Genomic DNA, 22,178 nt, shown 5'->3' with positions numbered 1-22,178 from the left:
ATTGGGGAAATAGATTTATTTGATAATCCTAAAAAACTAGTTGCATTCGCAGGCATGGATCCCAGAGTCTATGAATCTGGTCGATTCAAAGGAACCGTGAATCGAATCACTAAAAGAGGATCTAGCCGATTAAGACACGCTCTATTTATGGCAGTTCGCTCCGCCATCCGTGATTCTCGGAAACAGAAAACAACGGATGAAATCATTCCCCGTAACAGGAAGTTACGAGCCTTTTATGATAAAAACGCGAAGAAGGAAAACCTTACAAAGTAGCCGTAATAGCATGTGCAAACAAGTTATTACATTGGATTTACGCATTATTGAAAAGTAATACTACCTTCCAAGATATTGCTTAAATAAACAATTTAACCATATACCCCAAAACCTTCCAATTGGAGATTGAAGGAGGGTTTTTTGCATGTGCAAATTTAGTATATCATAAGCTATTTAGGATTTTTAGAGAAAAATATTGACAACTATTAGCTGGTTTAGCACAATAAGTTCTACAAAAATAGCGTTAATCCTTCTTGAATTAACGCAACCGTTAGTGCAATAAACGAGCTTCTATTAGCTGATTTAATTGTTTTCCTCTAAGTCCCTTACTTTAACTCATAGTGTAATTCAGCAAGTTGCTTGCAATGCTTTACATCTAACAGTTTCAACTCATTCTCTATATCACTCGGTAAGAATAGTGGAATCCCACTCCCCAAGATGATTGGGGCGAACTGTATATAAAATTCATCAACAAGCCTTTCTTGAAGAAGAGGGTAAAGAACCTCTCCACCACCGACAATCCATATCCGTTTCCCTTTTTCCTTTTTTAATGACTTTGTAAAATCGACAATATCGTCATTAACGAATTTGACATTATTATCAGAACCAGATAATGAACGAGAAAACACATAACACTCCTTACCCTTATTATATGGAAAGTCATCATCAGATAGATTAAGCATGATTTGCTCATAAGTTTTTCTGCCCATTAAAACAATATCAATAGTAGAAAAGAACTCCGTAGCACCAATTTCTTCTTCACCTTCTGTACCTAATAACCAATCTAATGAATGGTCATCTCTCGCTAGATAGCCGTCTAAACTTACAGCACCATAAAACACCAACTTAGTATTACTATTATTCATTCAACAACACTCCGTCACCTAAGAATAGAACGTTTGTTCTTTTTTTAGTGTAACGCATAACACCTTATTATTCAACTCTTCTGCTCCGTTAGTTGAAGATTGGTTTCCTGATCCACCATGTAGCTTTTTCTACCAAGAACTTGTGGTACCATCATCTTGATTATGTTAATTAAGCTTTAATGAAATAGAATTTGGTTCTTGAGTTACAACGATATCTTGTTGTTCAGAGTTTCCATCTGTATATTTTACATTTACTTTGATGATCATATCCTCAACTATTACATCATTACCATCATGAGGAATAGCAAGTGTATATTTATATTTATCCTGTTCATTGTAATTAACTGTGTAGGAATTCCCGATTTCCTTTATACCTTGAGATATATCTGAACCAGGCTCAGTAGAAATAAAATATATCTTTTCCGATAATAGCCAGTCTTTGTTTGCTCTCTCTTTAGCTGTTAATGTAACATCCTCTACAAACTTGCCCTTGCTTAGGGTATAAGTGATTGAATCGATATCTTCTCCAGTTATATTTAGCATAACATTTGTAAAAATTAAATTTGCCCCATCGCCACCTACACTACCTATAACACCTATTCTTTGTTCTGTTGATAGTTCAAAAATAGCTTTTTCTTCTGAAAGATTAGTATAAAGCTGATTACCATCATCACTAGATGCATAAGCTGTAACTGTAAAATTTGAAACTAGGTTTCCATTCCTATCAAATAATGGAATGCCTATCACGATTAATAATAGGACGGCAACTGCAAACGCTACTGAAATCCACTTCTTGGAATTAAATCGAACCGACTTTTCTTTTTCTAATATATTACTATTCTTTTTAACACGGCTTTTCATTGTTTCTGGCATTTCAATAGATTTAACAGCATCTTTCATCTTTTCAAAGTCCATCAATCATTCTCCTTTCGATAACTTTCTCTTATAAGCTCTCTGCCACGTTGTAATCGCTTTTTAACAGCTGACGATGTAATGTTTAGTAGAGTTGTTATTTCATCTACTTTATAGCCCTCTACATAAAATAGTAGTAATACAATCTTATGCTTATTTGGCAATTTCATTAAATGGTCGAGCAAACCATAGCTTTCAACATCCTTAGAATATAATTGCAAATCACTGATATCTATATGCCTGCGCATAAAATTGAACCTTCTCATATTCTTGCAGCGATTAGTGGCAACGGTGATCAACCATGCTTTCTCATGTTCTGAATCGTGAAAGGTTGGAGCTTTCGTTAGATAATTAATAAAAGTGTCTTGTACGACATCCTCTGCATCATTCTCATTGCATAAAATGACAAGACAAATTCTAAATAGCATATTTCCATATGTATCAACAATTCGCTCTATATCTTGTCCAGTTGACCAAACTGCTTGTTGCAACATCTATCAACTCCTTTCACTTATAACACACATGAAAATACTATTTGGTGACTTTTAATTACAAAAACAAACCGAAAATAAATATTCCCAAAGATTCATATCTGAATTTAAGGGAATATATTTTATACTGGAGTATATCGTTCTGCATGAGTATCATTCGTTATTACCTCTTACACTGTCCTGCCCCGTTAGTTGAAGTACTTAATATTCACAATCATATATGTATTTTAACAGAAACATCCAATTCTAAGCTTCATCAACAATTAACCCCCATAAATTTTTTGATAATACATCACAACAAAGTAACTATATAAAAAAACCCTCTGTTCTATTTTAGAACAGAGGGTTAATAAAATGTTTCTATCCACTTTATTGTTAATTTACTAACTGTAATGTAAATTTACAAACTATAATGTTACCATATACTACAAAATAAACATTTTCCCTTCAGCCATTACTCCACCGTAACACTCTTAGCCAAATTACGCGGCTTATCAACATCACATCCACGATGTAAAGCAGCATAATAAGCAATAATTTGTAGTGCAATAACACTTGCCAATGGCGTGAATATTTCATGAACCGCTGGAATAACAAATGCATCATCATCGTGTTCAAGGCCCTTCATGCTTATGATTAAAGCATTAGCCCCACGCGCAACAACCTCTTGCACATTACCACGAATGGAATAATTAACTTTTTCCTGGGTTACAAGAGCTACAACAGGAGTTCCTTTTTCAATTAAAGCAATCGTACCATGCTTTAATTCTCCTCCAGCAAATCCCTCTGCCTGGATATAGGAAATTTCTTTTAATTTTAATGCACCTTCAAGGGATACATAGTAATCTAAACTACGCCCAATAAAAAATGCATTTCGAGTAGTTGATAAATAATCGCTCGTTATTTGTTCAAGCTCTTCTTTTTGTGCAATTAATACATCCATTGCATTGGCCACAATTCCAAGCTCTTGGAATAAATCAAATTCTAACTCATAGCCCTTTACCTGGGCTGTATCTGCCGCTAAAATTGCTAAAACCGCGATTTGTGCTGTATATGCTTTAGTTGATGCAACAGCAATTTCCGGTCCTGCATAAAGATGTAACGTGTAATCCGCTTCACGAGAAAGGGTGGATCCTGGCACATTCGTAATTGTTAGTGCTGGGTATCCCATTTCTTTTATTTTTACAAGTACTGTACGACTATCTGCTGTTTCGCCACTTTGCGAAATAAAGATAAATAAAGGTTTTTCAGATAGCAAAGGCATGTTATATGAGAATTCACTAGATACATGTACTTCTACTGGAACATTAGCTAATTTTTCAAGTAGGTTTTTACCAACTAAACCAGCATGGTAGCTTGTTCCTGCTGCAATAATATAAATGCGATCACATTCTTTCATCGCAGCACGAATATCCTCATCTAATTTTAGTTCACCATCTTCATCCTGATACTCTTTAATGATCTTACGCACGACTATTGGCTGTTCATCCACTTCTTTTAACATAAAGTGTGGATAAGTACCTTTTTCAATGTCACTTGCGTCAATTTGTGCAGTATATGGATCACGTTCCATCACTGTACCATCTAAAGTTTGAATCCTAACAGAGTTACGTTTCACAATGACGATTTCTTTATCATGAATCTCAAGATATTGATCCGTTACCTTTAATGTTGCCATGGCATCACTTGCCACAACATTAAATCCATTACCAAGTCCTACTAACAATGGGCTTTTGTTTTTTGCCACATAAAATGTTTCCCTGTCTTGATTATCAATCATCGCAATTGCATAAGACCCATTTAAAAGTTCCATTGCTTTGCGGAAGCTTTCTAACGCATCATTTGTTTCTCTATAAAGTTTCTCAATAAGATGAACGATTACCTCTGTGTCTGTTTCACTTTGGAATTCTACACCTTGAAGATAATCACGCTTTAAATCAAGATAGTTTTCAATAACTCCATTATGCACAAGGGTAAATCTTCCTGATGTGCTTTGATGGGGATGAGCATTATCAACACTTGGTTCCCCATGCGTTGCCCAGCGTGTATGACCAATTCCCATTGTCGCAAAAACATTACCATCCACTTTTTCTTTAAGGGCAGCGATACGGCCTTTTACCTTAAAAAGGTTTAATCCACTCTCATGTAACAAAGCAATACCAGCAGAATCATAACCGCGATATTCTAATTTTTCTAGTCCATTTAGTAATACTTCTTTTGAATCATTCTGTCCAATATATCCTACAATTCCACACATTCGTTTAGTTCCTCCTCGTAGGGGCAATAAACGACCAATGAAAGGACAAAGACTTTCTACGGGGCGTTTTATTGCCCCTTTCTCGTATTTTATCTTTTTTACACTCAACTTTTTTCCTTTGTGCAGTAGGTTACCCCACTGTTTTAAGAAAAAGTTTCACGACTGGAGTGTGCAATCGGAAGGCACCCGCCGAAAATTCGATAACCTTCTTCCTCGTCAACTATTTTCTTTTTTCCGTTCAGAAAATAGTCCTGGCGCTTTATGATTGTTTTACTTCTATCCTCCTTTAATATGTTATTGACCAACCTGTTCCTAGTAAAATTTAAGAACACCAAGTAATTTTACACGAAAAGGCATTTGTTGGTCAATGTTAATTTATGCAAAGAGGACATATAAATAGTATATGGACATTTCATAATAATCGTTCTTTATTAACACAATAAAAGGCACATGGAAAATATTTTCCACATGTGCCTTAATTTTTAGCCCTGATGTTTTTCTAAGAAATCCAACATCACATTATAAACTTTAATTTCATTCTCCTTTTTAGAGAAACCATGCCCCTCATCTTCTAAAACCAGATATTCTACATCGCGTCCTCTTTCTTCTAGTTTTGCAACTATTTGATCGGATTCTTCCTTTACTACCCGAGGATCCTTCGCTCCTTGAATAACAAGCATCGGTTTCGTCATAGTATCAAGATAAGTAATTGGTGAATCCTTAATAAATCGCTCTTTGTCCCTCTCTGGATCTCCTACCCATCTTTCCATCATTGGCTTCCAATGAGGTGGAACAGAATTTACAAATGTGAATAAATCCGATGGACCAAAAATATCGACAACCGCTTTAAAATATTCTGGATGACGGCCATGCAATAGTAAGGACATATATCCACCATAGCTACCACCAACTAAAAATAGCTTATCTCTATCGGTAACATTATTTTCAAATAGCCACTCAATCCCTGCAACACAATCCAAACGTGGTCCATGACCCCAATCTTGTTCCACTAACTTCACAAATGAAGAACCATAGCCAGTACTTCCACGGAAGTTAGGTGCAAAAATAGTGTATCCACGGTTTAAAGCACTTTGGAACATAGCACGGAACATTTTACGCTCAGATGCTTGGGGTCCTCCATGTGGCCAAAAAATGGTATATCCATTATCATTTTCAGGCTTAGCTTTGAATAATAATGCCTCAATTTCCATCCCATCAAATGATGGATAAGATACAACTTCTGGTTCTACCATTTCCTCTTGACTAACACCAAGTACACGATTATTAGTTAATGATTCCCAGTGCTGCCCGTCTGTACTTTTGTAAATATTAAAAGGAATGGTTGCACTACGACCTAATAGATATAGATTACCAGCTTTTGTAACAACCAATTTTTCAAGCACGTCAACCGGTGTAGACAACTTTTCAACCTTTTTAGTTTCGAGGTTATACCGATAAAGAATATCCTCCACACCTTTTTCTGTAGCAAAATAGAGGTAATTATTTTCCTTATCATATTGAAGGCCTTCGATGCTTTCATTTTCAATACTAACTACTTCTTCAAACTTCTTAGAATCTAAATTATATTTGGCAACATAGTTGTATTCCTGTTCATAGTTTGTAGTGAAATAAATATCCTTATCTCCAACAAATACAGGGCCAGTAGCTACATGGACTTTTTCTGGATCAGGTGTTAAGCTAACCATCTCCTCGCCATCTTTTACAAATAGTTGAATATAGGTATTCGCCAATAAACGCATATAGACAAATACATCTTCTTTTTCCGAAACACCTGTCAAGTAGGTTGGGCCGTTTTCACCCTCATTTAACAAAGTATCCGAACCGTCTTCTAAATTTCGAACTCTTGTGTTTAAAAAGTTAGGATTTCCTTCTGATGTAACATAATAAATACGTTTTCCATCATCGCTTAAATGCACATAATAATACTTTTCTGATGGATCACCTGTAATTAACCTTTGTGGTTCTCCACCCTCACTTGCTACAGCATAGATCTGATAATTTTCATCCCCATCATTATCATAACCAGTTAGGACATATCGACCTTCCGGATCAAATTTAATAAAATTTGAGGATTGATCCTTTTGAGCAAATAAATATGGGAATGTACTTGGTAGGTCCATCGCCCACAAATTCATTTTTCCATTTAAATTCGTATTAAAAACTAACCGCTTCTCATCCTTGCTTACTGCAAAGTTTGAAATTACATATGTACGTAAAAATTGCTCTACAGTAGGTTTTGAAAATTTAATCATCATTATCCTCCCCATACTTTAAAAATATGACTACGAGAATAGTATAACTTATTTTTTATTATCTGACATTTTTAAATGATGGGAAATAACGGCTCAAGCAGATTAGGGTCAAAATGAAAAACAAGAGTGCCTTTTACATCATTTGGTGCAGGATTCATAGCCGAAATGATGAATGGAAGCTTCTCATACTTCATTTCGCTTAGAAATTATAGTCAAAATGAAGAAATGAAAAAACTGCCCTCAATTTGAGAGCAGTTATGCATTATTCTTTAATTCCTAGTAAGTCTTCAATAACTTTTACAATTTGATTAGTGTATTGTTCACATTCTCCTTTAGTTGGAGCTTCTACCATTACTCGTACTAAAGGCTCGGTTCCAGAAGGTCTTACAAGTACACGTCCATTGCTTCCAAGTGCTTCTTCCACTTTATCAACTTCTTGTTTAATGGTTGGATCGTTTAAAGCTTTTTCTTTATCCGTTACTCGAACATTTTTTAATACCTGTGGAAAAATGGTCATTTCACTTGCTAGTTCTGATAATGGTTTTCCTGTTTCCTTCATCACATTTACTAATTGAATAGCAGATAACATACCATCACCAGTTGTGCTGTAGTCAAGGAAAATAATATGACCAGATTGTTCACCACCTAGGTTATAACCACCTTTGCGCATTTCTTCCATAACATAACGGTCACCTACAGCAGTCTTGTCACTACGCATACCGTTTTCTTCCAATGCTTTATAGAAGCCTATATTACTCATGACAGTCGAAACAACGGTATTATGACGTAGGAAACCTTTTTCGTTCATGTATTTTGCACATATGTACATAATCTGGTCACCGTCTACAATATTTCCTTTTTCATCGACTGCGATTAATCGATCACCATCACCATCAAATGCTAGACCAATATCTGCACCCTTTTCCAATACAAATGACTGTAGTGTTTCAGGGTGTGTAGAACCAACCCCATCATTAATATTTAATCCATCAGGAGATGCACCTATTGTATAAATATCGGCTTCTAAATCTGCGAATAAATGGGTTGCCAAACTGGAAGTAGCACCATGTGCACAATCTAGCGCAATTTGCATACCTACAAAGTCATTGTCAATAGACTCCTTAAGGAATGATAGATACTTATGGCCTGCTTCAAAGTAATCCGAAACTACACCTACATCAGCGCCCACCGGACGAGGTAATGTATCTTCTCCATCCATTAAATTCTCTATTTCTTCCTCTTGTTCATCAAGAAGTTTAAAACCGTCTGGACCAAAGAATTTAATTCCATTATCTTCTACTGGATTATGTGAAGCAGAAATCATTATTCCAGCTTGTGCACTTGTTGCCTTTGTTAAGTATGCAACCCCCGGTGTTGAAATAACACCTAAACGCATTACTTCAGCACCAATTGATAACAGCCCCGCCACCAAAGCACCTTCTAACATATTTCCAGAAATACGTGTATCACGACCAATTAATACACGCGGTTTTTGTGTTTCTTTTGTTAACACATAACCACCAAATCTACCTAACTTAAACGCTAGCTCAGGTGTTAACTCCTTATTTGCTACACCACGTACACCATCTGTTCCAAAATATTTACCCATATTAGTACCTCTCCTTTACATCCATGACTACTGGACGTTATTTAACACGGATGAGATAAGTGATTTTATCTCATTAAACTTCTTCTATTTCAACGTTAACCTCATCTACCTCTACATCAACCGATATGTTGTCGGGTCCTTCAACTTCAATTGGTACCTTACTTCTACCAGTATCAAGTTCACTTGCATTAATAAATATCCGAAAATCTTCTATACTTAATTCTCTAACATCTTGTTCATTTCCTGTAACAGTTATACTCAACTGTCCATTACTTGGCTCAACAAAGTTAGCAATATACCCATCTTGTAAGTTGTCTACTTCAATTTCAACATTTTCTAATGTTTTTGTTTGCTCGAGCTCAACAACAATTTCTAACTCTTTTATACCAGGAGCTTGTACCTCATCAGGTAATGCAAGCTTAACCTTAATCGTGCCTGATTGTTTAAGTTCTGAAAGATTAATTGGTTCAGTTGTAACCTCATCTAATGTTTCAAGGATTTCGGAAATAGCAAAAATCTCAACCTCTTTTTTCGCAAGTTCCATAGATGTTAACTCATAACCTTCTGGTAACTCACCTTCAGTCGAAATACTTACAGGAACCTCCTTACTTGGGTTCTCTACTTCCGCCGAAATGACGACGGTCCCTGGTTCCACCCTTACCGCTAATTCATTACCTTGACCATCGTATACATTAACCGGAACTTCTCGATTGTTTATGGATTCCTTCAATCCTGCTACATCTACATATACCTTCACAATAGCTATCCGCTCAATAATTTCCCTGGAACTAGTTATCGTAACTTTTTCAGTATTCAACTCATAATCACCGATTTGATACCCTTTTGGGAGTTTATCTGTGTTAATGAAATCCACCGTTACATTAAAGTCATTGGAAGCTCGTTCTTCAATCATCACATCAATCGTTTTCGGCTCTATATATACAGATAGTTGACTCGAGAGCTCCTCATGTTGGATTTCCACCTGGTGTTCTCCTTCTTCTAGATCTCTTAAGTCTATAAACACCTTAATATTTTGCTGTTTAACAACTGGTGTTATGGCACTTGAGGGGCCTTCTAATGAAACAGTAACAGTTTCTGGAACTCCACTCACAACATATTTATCACTATCAATTCGAATTTCTAATGGGATGTCCTCCAATGTTTGCGTCTGATTGGAACCACCAAAAAGTGTCGTAAATGAGATTGGACTTTCCTCTTCTGTATCCACTTCTTCAATCGCAACAAAGACATATAATAAAATCGCAAAGCCTAGAGAAATTCCTCGGATAAACCATTTACTTCTAAACCAGTTATCCATTCTTTTTCCCCCTTATCTTCCAGGTCTTCTTTTCAGAAGCTCTCTGAACAGGAGCTAAATTCTCAAGCAAAAAGTCTCTTAATCCATCTTGCCCCATATCCCTACGTAATTCACCATTTTTGGTTCCGGAAATACCTCCAGTTTCTTCCGATACAACGATGGTCAGAGCATCGGTTACCTCACTTATTCCCATTGCAGCTCTATGCCTCGTTCCTAGTTCCTTAGAAATAAAAGGACTTTCAGATAATGGAAGGTAACATGCAGCGGCAACAATTTCATCCTCTTTAATAATGACAGCCCCATCATGAAGTGGGGTATTCGGTGTAAAAATGTTAGTCAATAACTGATGTGTTAAATTTCCATGAATCGGTATTCCTGTTTCAATATATTCACCAATACCTGTCTCTCGCTCAATGGTTATTAGTGCACCAATTCTACGTTTGGCCATATAGTTACAGGATTGAACAATATCGGTGACAAGCTTCTCAAATTTCTCTTCTTCGGATTTTGTACTTCTTGAAAAGATGTTTCCTCTACCAAGTTGTTCTAAAGCCCTTCTCAGCTCTGGTTGGAACAAAATGATAATAACAAGCACACCCCAGGTAATAATTTGATCTGTTGCCCACATCAGTGTTTTTAATTCAAACATCATACTGAGTAACCTGACAACAAAAACAACAACGATACCCTTAAGTAGTTGAATCGCCTTTGTTCCTCTTATTAACATGATTAGTTTATATAGAACATACCAGACGAGACCTATATCTACGCCTATTCTTAGTAGGTCTACTATACTGAAATCTCCATTAGGCATGTTTGCACTTCCTTTTATACATCGAATTCTCTTCCTGTTTTTTTAAGAGATCATACCGTTCACTTTATGTTACGTATTGGGATTAAAATAATATGTACCTCTACAAAAATGTCGCTTCCATTATACCACATTTTGTGTCCATTTACGCTACTTTAGCTAGTCTCTATTTTTCGCAAATATTCACGTCGTATATCTATATATTTCCTAACAAAAAGTAAAAAAACCTGGTTTTACCCAGGTTTTACTACTCAATAGAAAATATACCTTTAAACAGATTTTGAATATTATACCATACCCATTCAAAAATACGGTCTACTTCTTTTAGTTCTCCATTGACCCCGCCTACATCAGCCATCAAACCAGAATTATCTAATCCTTGTTCATCCACCAAATTTCCATTTATAAGGGTAACATTTCCATCAACTTTTCCATCTATCTTTAAATCACCATTCTGTACCACCAAATCACCTTTGACCGTGACTCCTTCTGGAACAATGACCATATTATCCTCTATAATTAGATTTTCCGGGTTAGATACCATAAGTTGAGAATCTTGTTCAAATGCAGATAATAACCCAGTAAACATAAAGGCAAAAAATATTGCTGCTGCCGTAAGTATTGGGTGCACTTTAAACCAACGTAAATACTTAACATGCTTTTTCTCTACTGGTAACTGCTGCATTACTTTTCTTGCAAAATCATCTGGGGCTTTCAGTTTTTCAGAACTCTGTATTAGCGTTATTGTCCTTTTCAATTCATGGAGATGCTTTTGGCATTCCTCACAGCCCTCAAGATGATTTCTCAATTGAGATTCTTCTTCCCTCGCGATATCACCATCTAAGTGCTTATGCATCAATTCTAATGCTTCTTTATTACAATCCAACTGGATTCACTCCTTTTACACATGACGAAGCTTTTTCCTTAAGGCTTCCCTACCTCGATGGATCCTAGTTTTTACAGTTCCAATCGGGATATCTAATATTTCACTTATCTCTTGAAGAGAGAAATCTTCTAAATAACGTAGCATTATTATACTACGGTATTTTGGTGGAAGCTCAGCAATTTGCTTTTGTATATAATGTTGAAGTTCCAGTCCTTCTATTTCATCCTCTGGAAGCTTTCCATCTGCCGCTAACTGCGAATACATATCCAAACCTTCTGTCCCTTTAACTTCTGCATCTAGATAGTAATCCGGTTTTCGTTTTCGTAATCGGTCAATGGTTAAATTGGTTGCAATTCTATATAGCCAAGTAGAAAACTTTCTGCGCTCATCATAGGAGTGGATATTAACATACGCTCGGATAAATGCTTCTTGAGCTATATCCTCTGCTTCATGTTTGTTGCCAAGCATTCGGTGACAATGCTGATATATTTTGTCCTGATAAAACATGACAATATCTTCAAACGCGGCGTGGTCTCCCTTTTTAACTTGTTTAATTTTGTCTCTAATTATTAATTCCATTACCTGTACCTCCGCCTGCTGCGGTATTAAACCTTACGTTTCATCCTCAAAAAGGTTTCACCTTTTTCAAAAAAAATTTAAAAACCCGCATTTTTAACTAAAAGGATGGAATTTGTTACACTGAACAGCAAGATGTCAGCTAACAGTAAACATTTTCCAACTATATTATAACGCATATTCAGTAAAAAATATCGACTTTTCTAAATTTGCTATTGCTAATAATAATTTATCAGGTTAATATAGTTTAATGTATGGTAATAGGGGGAATTTAAATGGATAAGCTTTTATTACAAATAGAGCAATGTAGAAAAGAGATGATTGCTCTGAGTGATACATACAAATTAACATCTGAGGTAGTCGTAAAAACCAGTGAAAAATTAGATAACCTGTTAAATCAATATCAAATAAGCAATATTAATAAATAAAAAGGCATCAATTAATTTAATTAATGCCTTTTTATTTTGTATTTATTTTAGCTTTTCACCAAATAAAGATCCCATTAACCCAACAGCTAATGTAGCTGTTTTATTTTTTTCATCTAGTATTGGGTTTACCTCTACTACTTCAAGGGAAGTAATCAATTCTGAATCAGCTAACATTTCCATTGCCAAATGACTTTCGCGATAGGTCATGCCACCTAAAACTGGCGTACCAACACCCGGCGCTTCTGTTGGGTCTAAACCGTCTAAATCTAAACTAAGATGAACACCATCTGTATTCTCTTTAAAATACTGAATGGTTTCTTCCATCACTTGCGACATTCCCATTCGATCAATTTCATGCATGGTATAGACCTTAATACCTTTTTCACGAATTAATTCTCTTTCCCCAGGATCTAACGAACGTGCACCAATTATGATGACATTCTCTGGTTTAACTTTTGGTGCATAACCATATAAGTTTGAAAGTCTTTCATGTCCAAGTCCTAGACTAACCGCGAGCGGCATGCCATGAATGTTACCAGACGGTGATGTTTCACTTGTGTTCAAGTCACCATGTGCATCATACCAAATTACCCCAAGGTTATCATAATGCTTCGAAATACCTGCCAAACTTCCAATAGCAATACTATGATCGCCACCAATAATTAACGGAAATCTATCCTTTTGAATCTCTGTATCAACCATTTCAGCGAGTGTTTCATTTGCTTCTATAACTTGTTCTAAGTTTTTTAATTTCCCCTTATCCTTAAGCGTATCAGGACGATTGATTGGTATATCACCTAAATCATGAATATCATATTTTAGATTTTGTAACCTTTCAATAGCTCCAGCATAACGAAGTGCACTAGGTCCCATATCTACCCCACGGCGACTCTGGCCTAAGTCCATTGGGACACCTATTAAAGAAATTTTAGTTTTCATAAAATATTGCCACCTCCAATTATCATTTTACCTTAGTTTGTTTAAACGACTCAACTCGACAATTTTACGAATATTTATTCATATTTCTTCTCCAAAAGGAGAATAGGCATCGCCATTCTAGACGATACCTACTCAATCTTCGAGCTTTTATTCGAATATGGTTGTAGTGTTAATGGTATGATACCTTCATTTTTCCATGCTTCTACTAGCTGTTCTGCACTATCTTCTGTAGGCATAAAGGCAATGCCACAATCTCCACCACCGGCTCCTGATTGCTTTGCAGCTCCACCATGTTCCTCAGCTAGATTACATAACTTAGTTATCATCGTTGTCTCTAGTTCCGTATTCGCGTCTTTTCCTACCGAGACTAATGCAGCCCTGTTCTGCTTTATACCTTTAAACAATTGCGGGAGATTATTGTTATGAATTCCTTTAAGAATATTATCCACCGCTTCTTCACTACATTGTAAAAATCTCTGGTACTTATCGGGATTAGTTTTCTTTAGACCTCTTATTTGTTCGACTAAACTCCCTGTTGAGGCTGGGCTACCTGTCCAACCAATACACAGATGTAAATCCTTAGGAAGTTTAATTGGATTAATTGAAAAATATTTCCACTCTGCTTCCAATAACTCCATTAACGTAAGCGATCTTATGTAATTTTCTCTTAACCACTCCGCTTGAAAGGAAGAATATTGAATAATACCACCATATGCCGAAGCTGCTACATCAGCACCTGAACCATTTCCTTGCGCAGCTACATGTGAAATAGATGCAAGCTTAAAAACGAGTTCAGGGGATGGGTCTTCTTCAAGATGCCATTTTAATATCGCAGTAATGACACCGACAACCACAGCAGCACTTGATCCTAGACCGAATTTTTTGCCAGAAACTTTGTCATCTAAATCACTTCTAACATGCATTTGAAAATGACGAAGACCTATATTATTTTCCTTAAGGTAAATACAAGCCATTGTCATTGCTTCCTGTACAAAATTAACACGATTATCAGTAGACTCTATAGAGACTTTATTTTCGTTAAATTGCCAAGGCAATTTTTCAAGTTGAAACTTTTCAAGTGTGATTTGATTCAATGGGCTAGCTTCAATTTTAACATAAACAAATCGATTTACAGCCATCGCAAGTAAATTATGGTACGGCTCCAATACGGCAAATTCACCAGCAATCATTAATTTTCCAGGCACTTGAATCTCAAGGGATGTATTAGACAACTTTATCATCCTCTAAATATGATATCCCTCGTCCGACACGACTTAACTTCACATCAGACACACCCGGAATATTCCGAAGCGTTTCTTGCACTTTTTCCTCATGTTCCGGTAAGTAGAGAACCTTAACATTCGGACCAGCATCAATTGTAAAATAAGCCGGAACACCTGAATCACGTAATTGCTGAACCGTTTGCATAACAGAAAGGGTTGTATCTAACCAATAAGTAAATGGGGGGATAGCTCCTAATGTTGTTGCATGCATCTTTAAACAATTTGCCTCAGCAATTTCCCCAACCTTTTCAAAGTCCTTGTTATGAATTCCTTCTTTTATAGCCTCTAAATCCTGATGGATACTATCTACCCATCCTTTAAAGAAGGGCGACGTTTCTACCGTTCGTCTCATCCCCGCTCTACTAGATACCTTTTTCATTTTAGAGGAAAGAACAACGGCAGCAACCCGAATATCCCAGTGTTCCATTGGTGCAATAGGAACCGCATAGGAATCAGAACCGTCCTCAGCTTCTCCTTTTTGCCACTCTGCAAATCCACCAAAAACAGATCGACATGCAGAACCAGAACCTTGCCTTGTAAGGCGTGATAATTCAGTATCTGTTAAATTTAATCCGATAGCCTTAGAGGAAGCTGCGGCAAGTGCAGCAAATCCTGATGCCGAAGAGGCAAAACCTGCAGCAGTTGGCACAGCATTGACAGAAGCTACTTCTGCAAATAACTCTTTCCCACTAAGGCTCCGAACTAAATCAAGGAACTGTGTAACTCGTTGAAATTGTTCTCCTTCCACTACTGTATCGTTGAGTAAGAACCGATCATTTAGTAATTCCTCTTTAAACTCAACTGACGTAGTGGTATAAAAGCCATCTAATGTGATGGACAAGCTATTATTCGTTGGTAAAATTAAAGCTTCATTTCGTTTTCCCCAATATTTAATTAAAGCAATATTTGTATGCGCTTTTGCAGTTGCTTTCATGACCGTTCCCCTTTTCAAAAGCGAGTTCTTATTAATCTTGTTTTCTTAATACGAATGGCCAAACTGCATGAGCACCAAACTCTTTCAGTTTTTCCGATAGTTGTCTAGAATGGATTTCATTTTTTGCAAGTGCAATAATACAGCCACCATTGCCCCCGCCAGTTAATTTAGCTCCAATGGCTCCTTCTTTACGAGCAAAGCTAATTAAACGATCTAATCCTTCATCACTAACACCAAGAGCAGAAAGTTCTTTCTGTGCCTCATTTAGCATTTGACCCAGTAAATTCTTTCCAGCTTTCTCTAAAGCATGTTTAGCTAAGTGTGTTAGTTCACCAATTCGCTCAATCTTTGATTGTATTTTACTTGGAGCTTTTTTTAACAAATGTGCGACTGACTCTACTGCCGAGCGGGTATCACCAATTCTTCCAGAGTCCGCAACAATAAAATGAAAATCTTCACCCGGACTAATATAACTTACGGGATTTTCCCTTTCAAACCAAACAGGAGATTCTGAGGTTATGGTTAACGTATCTATGCCACTTGGTGAACCGTGAGCAAATTTCTCTGCTATATTGGCAAAATGCAATAATTCTTCCTCTGTATAATCCACTTTCGCATAGGAAAATAATGAACGAATAATTGCAATTGCTACCGAGGCACTTGAGCCTAATCCCTTTCCAGGTGGAATAGATGATTTTACTCGAATAACCATGTCCCTCCTTGGAAGCCCAAGATATTTTAATGTAGCATGGATAGCATTGACTATTCCTTCTAAAGCAAGAGGTGCAGAATCCATTGTTCCATGATAAAAGGTACTATCAAATTTAATTGGGCCAGTCTTGTATTTAATGACCGATTCTACACCGACTAAAGGAAAGGGGATTGCAATTGCAGGTTGTCCGTGCACAACTGCATGCTCGCCAATTAAAATCAATTTGCTATAAGCAATTCCAATTCCACTCTTATCAGTTGTTTTTATATTATCTGTTAATGTAACCTTTTCAGTACTCATCTTGAATACTGTTCCACCAATTCTTTAGCTTTGCCTACACGGATTTCCTTTGATTTGACTAATTGTTCAGCTATAATATCAATCATCTCCCCAGTAGCGCCAGCAGCTATCGCAACAGAACGTGAATGAAGAGCCATATGACCCTTTTGAATTCCTTCAGTTACCAGAGCTTTCAAAGCACCAAGATTTTGCGCTAACCCGACTGCTACAATAACTTGTGCAAGCTCTGAAGCAGATTCCGTTCTTAACATCTTATGCGCTAATTGTGAAATTGGATGTACTCGAATTGCTCCACCCACAGTTCCAATGGACATGGGTAATTCTAATTCACCAACTAAATTCCCTTCTTGATCAACGGACCATCTTGTCATAGAACGATACCTTCCGAAACGTGCAGCATAAGCATGAGCGCCAGCTTCAACTGCACGCCAATCATTACCAGTTGCAATAATTACCGGATCAATTCCATTCATAATGCCTTTATTATGAGTAACCGCACGATATGGATCGGAATCAGCAAATTCAAATGCATGGACTACCCCATCACGAACCTCTTCACCTGAGAATTCGCCAGTAACTAATAATTTTGGAGGGATAACACATGTTGCTTTTGCTACACAACGGTCTGCAAAATTGGATAAGATTCGAAGATAAACCTTACCAGAAGCGATATCCTCTACCTTTGGCGCCAACGATTCAACCATTGTATTAATGATGTTTGCACCCATTGCATCACATGTATTAACATATAAATGTAACACCAGCATTTTCCCGTATTCAGAGTCAGGAGAGTCATTAAGGATTCGAACATCTAGATCCTTCGCTCCTCCACCTCTTGCTACAATACTTGGATATGCAGCATTTGCGGCTTCAATCAATTCATGTTTAGATTCCATTAGAGATTGCTTTGCTACATCATAGTCTGTGCAACCTACAACCTGGATTTGACCTATCATAATTCGTTCTGATGCTTCCGTCTTAAAACCATCAGCATCTCGTACTATTTTAGCAATATGGCTAGCTGAAGCCACAATGGATGGCTCTTCAACCGCCATCGGTATAATATAGTCTTTCCCGTTAATAAGAAAATTCAATCCTAATCCTAAAGGAAGTGGGAATGTTCCTATAACATTCTCAATCATTTTATCTGCAGTTTCGATTGGTAATGCTTCCTGTGAAGATAAGACACTTAAATCATCTTCCTCAAATTCAAGAGCCTTTCGCAATAGCTCTCTTCGCTCTTCAACTGTTTTTCTATAAAAACCAGGAATCCTAGAAGAATTCATACCAACCATCCTTTTAATTCATAATAAGTTGTAAATATTTTTTTGTTCAATATAGAATTACTCTATCTATTATGTTAAAAAACAGTATAAAATGCAAATAAAAACAAGGTTACAATAGGATTGCAACCTTGTTTTTGCTTTGATTTATATTAATTGATGAGCCATGTAGGATTCGAACCTACGACCCTCTGATTAAAAGTCAGATGCTCTACCGACTGAGCTAATGGCTCATGTTGATTAGTAAATCTAATGATGATTAAGCATTCATCTAGGTGACCCCTGCATCCGCAAACTTATTCTACGATGTATAGCTTTAGGGTTACTAGTAGCAAATTCGGTGGAAGTATTTCTCGCTGCTACTGACCTTAGCATCTCTTCATTTTATGAAAAATACCCATAAAATAAAAAAAGCTGGGCTACCAGGATTCGAACCTGGGAATGACGGGACCAAAACCCGTTGCCTTACCGCTTGGCTATAGCCCAATAATCTAAATGGTGGAGGGGGGCAGATTCGAACTGCCGAACCCGAAGGAGCGGATTTACAGTCCGCCGCGTTTAGCCACTTCGCTACCCCTCCATATATTTAGCATATTTAACTATTTTTATGCAAAAAAAATGGTGCCGGCCAGAGGACTTGAACCCCCAACCTACTGATTACAAGTCAGTTGCTCTACCAATTGAGCTAGGCCGGCGTAGTAAAACTCACTTATTAAGTTTAAGATTATTGCCGTGTGGACCCCTGCATCTACAAGCATATTCAAGGAAGTATATCCTTCGGGGTTACTCGAAGCTTACTCGGTAGAAGTGAATGCTCGTTGCTCTACCAATTGAGCTAGGCCGGCTTGGTTAAAATATGGTGGAGGATGCAGGGCTCGAACCTGCGACCCCCTGCTTGTAAGGCAGGTGCTCTCCCAGCTGAGCTAATCCTCCACATGGTGACCCGTACGGGATTCGAACCCGTGTTACCGCCGTGAAAGGGCGGTGTCTTAACCGCTTGACCAACGGGCCATATTTACATAGGTTGTCTTGCAGTCAACGAATTTTATTATATACAGATTTGGATTGTTTGTAAAGAGGAAAAGTAAACTTTTTTTATTTTTTTTGTTAAATATAAAAAAACTTCTTAGCTATCTTGTATATCATAGCCAATAAATTATAAATTAATATAAAAGATTGGTTTTTTTATAAAAAGATGATAAATTATAGTTAGGTACTAATAGTTAATCATAATTATTGGAGGTTCGAAATGTCAGAACTATTAAGAGGTAAAAATATAGTTGTAATGGGAGTAGCCAATGAACGTAGTATTGCTTGGGGTGTAACAAGATCACTTCATAACGCCGGTGCAAACCTTATTTTTACCAATAGACAAGAAAGATCCTATAAGAAGCTTACTAAATTATTAGAACAAAATAATATAGAAGCGAAATTAATTGTTACATGTGATGTTGCAGATGATGAAAGTATTACTAACGCATTTAATGAAATCAAAGAAAAAGTTGGTGTAATCCATGGACTTGTTCACGCAATTGCTTTTGCCAATCGCGACGAGTTAAAAGGAGAATATGCCGATACATCACGGGAAGGATTTTTACTAGCCCAAAATATTAGTGCATTTTCATTGGTTGCTGTTACTAAAGCTGCAAAAGAATTGATGACAGAAGGCGGAAGTATTGTAACCCAAACTTATTTAGGGGCAGAAAGAGTTATTCCAAATTATAATGTAATGGGCGTAGCAAAGGCATCACTTGAGGCAAGTGTCAGATATTTAGCTGAAGATGTTGGGAAATATGGAATTCGTGTCAATGCTATATCTGCTGGACCTATTCGCACTCTTGCTGCGAAAGGAGTATCTGGTTTTAACGAGAAAATGGGAGTTGTGGAAGAGAAGGCTCCTTTACGCCAAAATGTTGACCAGGATCAAGTAGGAGATGCTACACTATTCTTTATGAGTGATCTTTCAAGAGGGGTCACAGGTGAAGTTTTACATGTAGATTCAGGTTACCATATTATTGGTGGATAATAGACAAAATTTTAGACGCTTACTATAACTTTAGTAGGCGTTCTTTTTCTATATAAGGAGAAATGGGGAGAGGAATATGGGGGAGTGGTTTGGAAGTAAAAGCATAGCAGCCTTTAACATTTTCGGGTGGCATCATGTACTAATGATTACTCTGTATTTAATCGGTATGGGATATCTATTAATCTACTTCAACAAGTTAAAACAAGAAAAAAGATTAGCCCAAATATTGAGATGGGGATTATTTATTATCTTAGTTTGTTCCGAGCTCAGTTATCAAATATGGGGAATTATCAATGGTACATGGAATTCAGCAGAATTTTTGCCATTTCAATTATGTAGTATAGCTGGTATCCTAACCATGTTAGCCCTCCTAACACAAAATCACAAACTTATACAAATCGTATTTTTTGTTGGAATAGTTCCATCATTCCTTGCTGTTATTACCCCAGAATTACAGCATGGTTATCCACATTTTCGATTCTGGCAGTTTTTTATTCACCATATTGTCCTATCATGGGGAAGTTTATATCTTGTTGTCTCCAACCCTATAACCATTACATTTAAGAAGACAATGGAGGCATACGTTTTCCTTTTGGTATATGCAGGAATAATTGGCTTCCTCGTAAACCCTATTTTTGAGGCAAACTTTCTGTTTCTTGCAAGAACACCATCAGCTAATACACCTCTAGATTTACTTGGCATTGGATTTTGGTACTATTTTAATCTTTGCTTAGTTGGTTTAATTGTTTTTCTTACTCTATTTGTTATCTATAAGCTATTCCGTCATTTCGCTCAAAAAAAGAGTTGATCGATGCATACCGACCCAACTCTTTTTCTTATCTATATTAAACAAAATCGTATTCCTGCTTACAATAGCCAAAACTCGCTAATGATGCTAATCAGCCCGTTTTCTTGTTGTTACAAACCCAGTTAAGAATCATGCAATAGGTTACAAATTAGATAGTCTAAGAGCCAAGCTGAAAGGTACCTAAGATATCTTCATAATTCACATATTCTCTTCCACAAATAGGCCTTCTAAAGGTTTCCAAGGATGAACTTGATAATTAAACTTACCTTCTAGCACAGCTGGATCATTCTTTGCTATCATTTCAGCATCCTCTAATCTTTCTACCTCCATGATAACTAAACCACCGGTGTGATCTAAAAAGGGTCCGGCGGAAACTAATCTTTCCTGCAATACGTTTACTAAATACTCTCGATGTGGTCGCAACTTTTGCTCCCAGAAAGGTTTATCTTCTTCCCAGGCCTTACCTAATGAATAGACAATCACTGCTTTCATTTCACTACCTCCCACATGTGAATTAGTTCACATAAAATATAACTAAGTTTCCCAAAAAAAGCAACCGATAATCGTTTTTTTAATAAAGGCAGCTTATTTTTTTAATGGCGGTTAAGCTTATAACGAAGATACAACACTGCTTGTGCATTCTAATAGGATCTGATACAAAATAAAAGGGATTGCAGTTATGCAATCCCTTTTATCACTATTAGAGCTTCCAACAGGATTTGAACCTGCGACCCCTTCCTTACCATGGAAGTGCTCTACCTACTGAGCTATGGAAGCGTATAAATAATAAACACAAAAATGGCTCCACAGGTAGGATTCGAACCTACGACCGATCGGTTAACAGCCGATTGCTCTACCACTGAGCTACTGTGGAATAATATTAATTCATTCACTAATTAAGTTTTTGAAAGTTAATTCGGAGATCGACCCCTGCATCTACTAGCATATTCAAAGATGTATTTGCTTCGGGGTTACTCGTAGCGGATTCGGTAGATGTAATGCTCGTTGCTCTATCACTGAGCTACTGTGGAATAATACTATTTATTAACTTTATTGACCTTATTAATATGTACATATTTCAAAAATATATACAAAAAATTGCCTGGCAACGTCCTACTCTCACAGGGGCAATGCCCCAACTACCATCGGCGCTGAGAAGCTTAACTGCTGTGTTCGGTATGGGAACAGGTGTG

The 22,178-nt window shown here is 36.9% G+C and carries 19 protein-coding genes, 8 tRNA genes, 1 rRNA gene and 1 pseudogene; 4 read left to right on the top strand and 25 right to left on the bottom strand.

Translation table 11 applies throughout. The features are described 5' to 3' along the window. Positions 1–356: pseudogene (locus tag TY11_RS01575) on the top strand (transposase); the annotation flags it as partial. A gap of 243 nt (positions 357–599) precedes the next feature. Here the strand turns inward: TY11_RS01575 and TY11_RS01570 are convergent. From TY11_RS01570 to sigW, 10 genes are all read right to left on the bottom strand, one after another. After that, a complete protein-coding gene (locus tag TY11_RS01570; RefSeq protein ID WP_042142195.1) occupies positions 600–1,139 on the bottom strand; it encodes a dihydrofolate reductase family protein in 540 nt (179 codons plus the stop codon). 165 nt (positions 1,140–1,304) lie between these two features. After that, positions 1,305–2,054, bottom strand: coding sequence for a hypothetical protein (locus TY11_RS01565; RefSeq protein WP_042142193.1), 750 nt, complete (start codon positions 2,052–2,054; stop codon positions 1,305–1,307). Then, positions 2,054–2,545 carry an RNA polymerase sigma factor gene (locus TY11_RS01560; protein ID WP_042142191.1) on the bottom strand — a complete coding sequence of 164 codons (492 nt, stop codon included), beginning with the start codon at positions 2,543–2,545 and terminating at the stop codon, positions 2,054–2,056. The genes TY11_RS01565 and TY11_RS01560 overlap by 1 nt, the downstream gene beginning before the upstream one ends. Before the next feature lie 451 nt (positions 2,546–2,996). Next, complete coding sequence (glmS, locus tag TY11_RS01555) at positions 2,997–4,799, bottom strand: glutamine--fructose-6-phosphate transaminase (isomerizing) (RefSeq protein WP_042142189.1); 1,803 nt, start codon at positions 4,797–4,799, stop codon at positions 2,997–2,999. A gap of 482 nt (positions 4,800–5,281) precedes the next feature. Next, complete coding sequence (locus TY11_RS01550) at positions 5,282–7,072, bottom strand: S9 family peptidase (protein ID WP_042142187.1); 1,791 nt, start codon at positions 7,070–7,072, stop codon at positions 5,282–5,284. Between the two features lie 262 nt (positions 7,073–7,334). Then, positions 7,335–8,681, bottom strand: a complete 1,347-nt coding sequence (glmM, locus tag TY11_RS01545; protein ID WP_042142185.1) for a phosphoglucosamine mutase — start codon at positions 8,679–8,681, stop codon at positions 7,335–7,337. A 73-nt stretch (positions 8,682–8,754) separates the two neighbouring features. Then, a complete protein-coding gene (locus TY11_RS01540) occupies positions 8,755–9,999 on the bottom strand; it encodes a CdaR family protein (RefSeq protein ID WP_042142183.1) in 1,245 nt (414 codons plus the stop codon). Then, entirely contained in the window at positions 9,992–10,813 is an 822-nt protein-coding gene (cdaA, locus tag TY11_RS01535) for a diadenylate cyclase CdaA (RefSeq protein ID WP_042142181.1), read from the bottom strand. The genes TY11_RS01540 and cdaA overlap by 8 nt, the downstream gene beginning before the upstream one ends. Before the next feature lie 244 nt (positions 10,814–11,057). Continuing rightward, entirely contained in the window at positions 11,058–11,696 is a 639-nt protein-coding gene (locus TY11_RS01530; RefSeq protein WP_042142179.1) for a zf-HC2 domain-containing protein, read from the bottom strand. Positions 11,697–11,711: 15 nt separating this feature from the next. Continuing rightward, positions 11,712–12,275 carry an RNA polymerase sigma factor SigW gene (gene sigW / locus TY11_RS01525; protein WP_042142177.1) on the bottom strand — a complete coding sequence of 188 codons (564 nt, stop codon included), beginning with the start codon at positions 12,273–12,275 and terminating at the stop codon, positions 11,712–11,714. A gap of 272 nt (positions 12,276–12,547) precedes the next feature. Between sigW and TY11_RS19995 the strand changes: the two genes are divergently transcribed. Further along, positions 12,548–12,700 carry an aspartyl-phosphate phosphatase Spo0E family protein gene (locus tag TY11_RS19995; protein ID WP_081755788.1) on the top strand — a complete coding sequence of 51 codons (153 nt, stop codon included), beginning with the start codon at positions 12,548–12,550 and terminating at the stop codon, positions 12,698–12,700. Between the two features lie 42 nt (positions 12,701–12,742). On the opposite strand, the gene rocF is transcribed toward TY11_RS19995, so the two are convergent. From rocF to TY11_RS01470, 11 genes are all read right to left on the bottom strand, one after another. Then, positions 12,743–13,639, bottom strand: a complete 897-nt coding sequence (rocF, locus tag TY11_RS01520) for an arginase (RefSeq protein WP_042142175.1) — start codon at positions 13,637–13,639, stop codon at positions 12,743–12,745. Between the two features lie 128 nt (positions 13,640–13,767). Beyond that, positions 13,768–14,871, bottom strand: a complete 1,104-nt coding sequence (locus tag TY11_RS01515; RefSeq protein ID WP_052345686.1) for a phosphomevalonate kinase — start codon at positions 14,869–14,871, stop codon at positions 13,768–13,770. Then, positions 14,864–15,856, bottom strand: coding sequence for a diphosphomevalonate decarboxylase (gene mvaD, locus TY11_RS01510; RefSeq protein WP_042142171.1), 993 nt, complete (start codon positions 15,854–15,856; stop codon positions 14,864–14,866). The genes TY11_RS01515 and mvaD overlap by 8 nt, the downstream gene beginning before the upstream one ends. Before the next feature lie 31 nt (positions 15,857–15,887). Further along, the gene (gene mvk / locus TY11_RS01505) at positions 15,888–16,868 is read right to left on the bottom strand and encodes a mevalonate kinase (RefSeq protein ID WP_042142169.1); all 981 of its coding nucleotides are present in this window, start codon (positions 16,866–16,868) and stop codon (positions 15,888–15,890) included. Continuing rightward, positions 16,865–18,154 (bottom strand): hydroxymethylglutaryl-CoA reductase, degradative, encoded by a 1,290-nt coding sequence (locus TY11_RS01500; protein WP_042142167.1) that lies wholly within the window; start codon positions 18,152–18,154, stop codon positions 16,865–16,867. Before TY11_RS01500 ends, mvk begins: the two co-directional genes overlap by 4 nt. Positions 18,155–18,311: 157 nt before the next feature. Then, positions 18,312–18,384 (bottom strand) — tRNA-Lys (locus TY11_RS01495). Positions 18,385–18,565: 181 nt separating this feature from the next. Further along, positions 18,566–18,637: transfer RNA gene (locus TY11_RS01490), tRNA-Gln, on the bottom strand. A gap of 10 nt (positions 18,638–18,647) precedes the next feature. Beyond that, positions 18,648–18,731: transfer RNA gene (locus TY11_RS01485), tRNA-Tyr, on the bottom strand. A gap of 39 nt (positions 18,732–18,770) precedes the next feature. Further along, positions 18,771–18,846, bottom strand: a tRNA-Thr gene (locus TY11_RS01480). Positions 18,847–19,008: 162 nt separating this feature from the next. Continuing rightward, positions 19,009–19,084, bottom strand: a tRNA-Val gene (locus tag TY11_RS01475). Between the two features lie 3 nt (positions 19,085–19,087). Then, positions 19,088–19,162 (bottom strand) — tRNA-Glu (locus TY11_RS01470). Positions 19,163–19,400: 238 nt separating this feature from the next. On the opposite strand from TY11_RS01470, the gene fabI reads away from it, so the two are divergent. After that, positions 19,401–20,177: an enoyl-ACP reductase FabI gene (gene fabI / locus TY11_RS01465; protein WP_042142166.1), complete on the top strand. Its 777-nt coding sequence runs from the start codon at positions 19,401–19,403 to the stop codon at positions 20,175–20,177. Between the two features lie 76 nt (positions 20,178–20,253). Further along, the gene (locus tag TY11_RS01460) at positions 20,254–20,985 is read left to right on the top strand and encodes a YwaF family protein (protein WP_042142164.1); all 732 of its coding nucleotides are present in this window, start codon (positions 20,254–20,256) and stop codon (positions 20,983–20,985) included. A 198-nt stretch (positions 20,986–21,183) separates the two neighbouring features. On the opposite strand, the gene TY11_RS01455 is transcribed toward TY11_RS01460, so the two are convergent. From TY11_RS01455 to rrf, 4 genes are all read right to left on the bottom strand, one after another. Next, positions 21,184–21,477, bottom strand: coding sequence for a YciI family protein (locus TY11_RS01455; protein WP_052345685.1), 294 nt, complete (start codon positions 21,475–21,477; stop codon positions 21,184–21,186). 212 nt (positions 21,478–21,689) lie between these two features. Next, positions 21,690–21,762: transfer RNA gene (locus TY11_RS01450), tRNA-Thr, on the bottom strand. Positions 21,763–21,784: 22 nt separating this feature from the next. Continuing rightward, a tRNA-Asn gene (locus tag TY11_RS01445) sits at positions 21,785–21,859 on the bottom strand. Positions 21,860–22,085: 226 nt separating this feature from the next. Next, positions 22,086–22,178 (bottom strand): 5S ribosomal RNA (gene rrf, locus TY11_RS19720); the annotation flags it as partial.

It is taken from the genome of Paucisalibacillus algeriensis, assembly GCF_000577245.1.
In the GTDB taxonomy this organism is placed as follows: domain Bacteria; phylum Bacillota; class Bacilli; order Bacillales; family Amphibacillaceae; genus Ornithinibacillus.
Note: the sequence above shows the minus strand (reverse complement) of the source record. Positions and strands in the feature narration are given on the sequence as shown.

Coding starts and splice junctions, on each gene's coding strand:
- sigW (WP_042142177.1), bottom strand. CDS start 12,275: ATGGAATTAATAATTAGAGACAAAATTAAACAAGTTAAAAAGGGAGAC.
- glmM (WP_042142185.1), bottom strand. CDS start 8,681: ATGGGTAAATATTTTGGAACAGATGGTGTACGTGGTGTAGCAAATAAG.
- TY11_RS01550 (WP_042142187.1), bottom strand. CDS start 7,072: ATGATTAAATTTTCAAAACCTACTGTAGAGCAATTTTTACGTACATAT.
- TY11_RS01460 (WP_042142164.1), top strand. CDS start 20,254: ATGGGGGAGTGGTTTGGAAGTAAAAGCATAGCAGCCTTTAACATTTTC.
- rocF (WP_042142175.1), bottom strand. CDS start 13,639: ATGAAAACTAAAATTTCTTTAATAGGTGTCCCAATGGACTTAGGCCAG.
- TY11_RS01560 (WP_042142191.1), bottom strand. CDS start 2,545: ATGTTGCAACAAGCAGTTTGGTCAACTGGACAAGATATAGAGCGAATT.
- mvaD (WP_042142171.1), bottom strand. CDS start 15,856: ATGAAAGCAACTGCAAAAGCGCATACAAATATTGCTTTAATTAAATAT.
- mvk (WP_042142169.1), bottom strand. CDS start 16,868: ATGAGTACTGAAAAGGTTACATTAACAGATAATATAAAAACAACTGAT.
- TY11_RS01500 (WP_042142167.1), bottom strand. CDS start 18,154: ATGAATTCTTCTAGGATTCCTGGTTTTTATAGAAAAACAGTTGAAGAG.
- TY11_RS01540 (WP_042142183.1), bottom strand. CDS start 9,999: ATGGATAACTGGTTTAGAAGTAAATGGTTTATCCGAGGAATTTCTCTA.
- TY11_RS01570 (WP_042142195.1), bottom strand. CDS start 1,139: ATGAATAATAGTAATACTAAGTTGGTGTTTTATGGTGCTGTAAGTTTA.
- TY11_RS01565 (WP_042142193.1), bottom strand. CDS start 2,054: ATGGACTTTGAAAAGATGAAAGATGCTGTTAAATCTATTGAAATGCCA.
- fabI (WP_042142166.1), top strand. CDS start 19,401: ATGTCAGAACTATTAAGAGGTAAAAATATAGTTGTAATGGGAGTAGCC.
- TY11_RS01455 (WP_052345685.1), bottom strand. CDS start 21,477: ATGAAAGCAGTGATTGTCTATTCATTAGGTAAGGCCTGGGAAGAAGAT.
- TY11_RS19995 (WP_081755788.1), top strand. CDS start 12,548: ATGGATAAGCTTTTATTACAAATAGAGCAATGTAGAAAAGAGATGATT.
- cdaA (WP_042142181.1), bottom strand. CDS start 10,813: ATGCCTAATGGAGATTTCAGTATAGTAGACCTACTAAGAATAGGCGTA.
- glmS (WP_042142189.1), bottom strand. CDS start 4,799: ATGTGTGGAATTGTAGGATATATTGGACAGAATGATTCAAAAGAAGTA.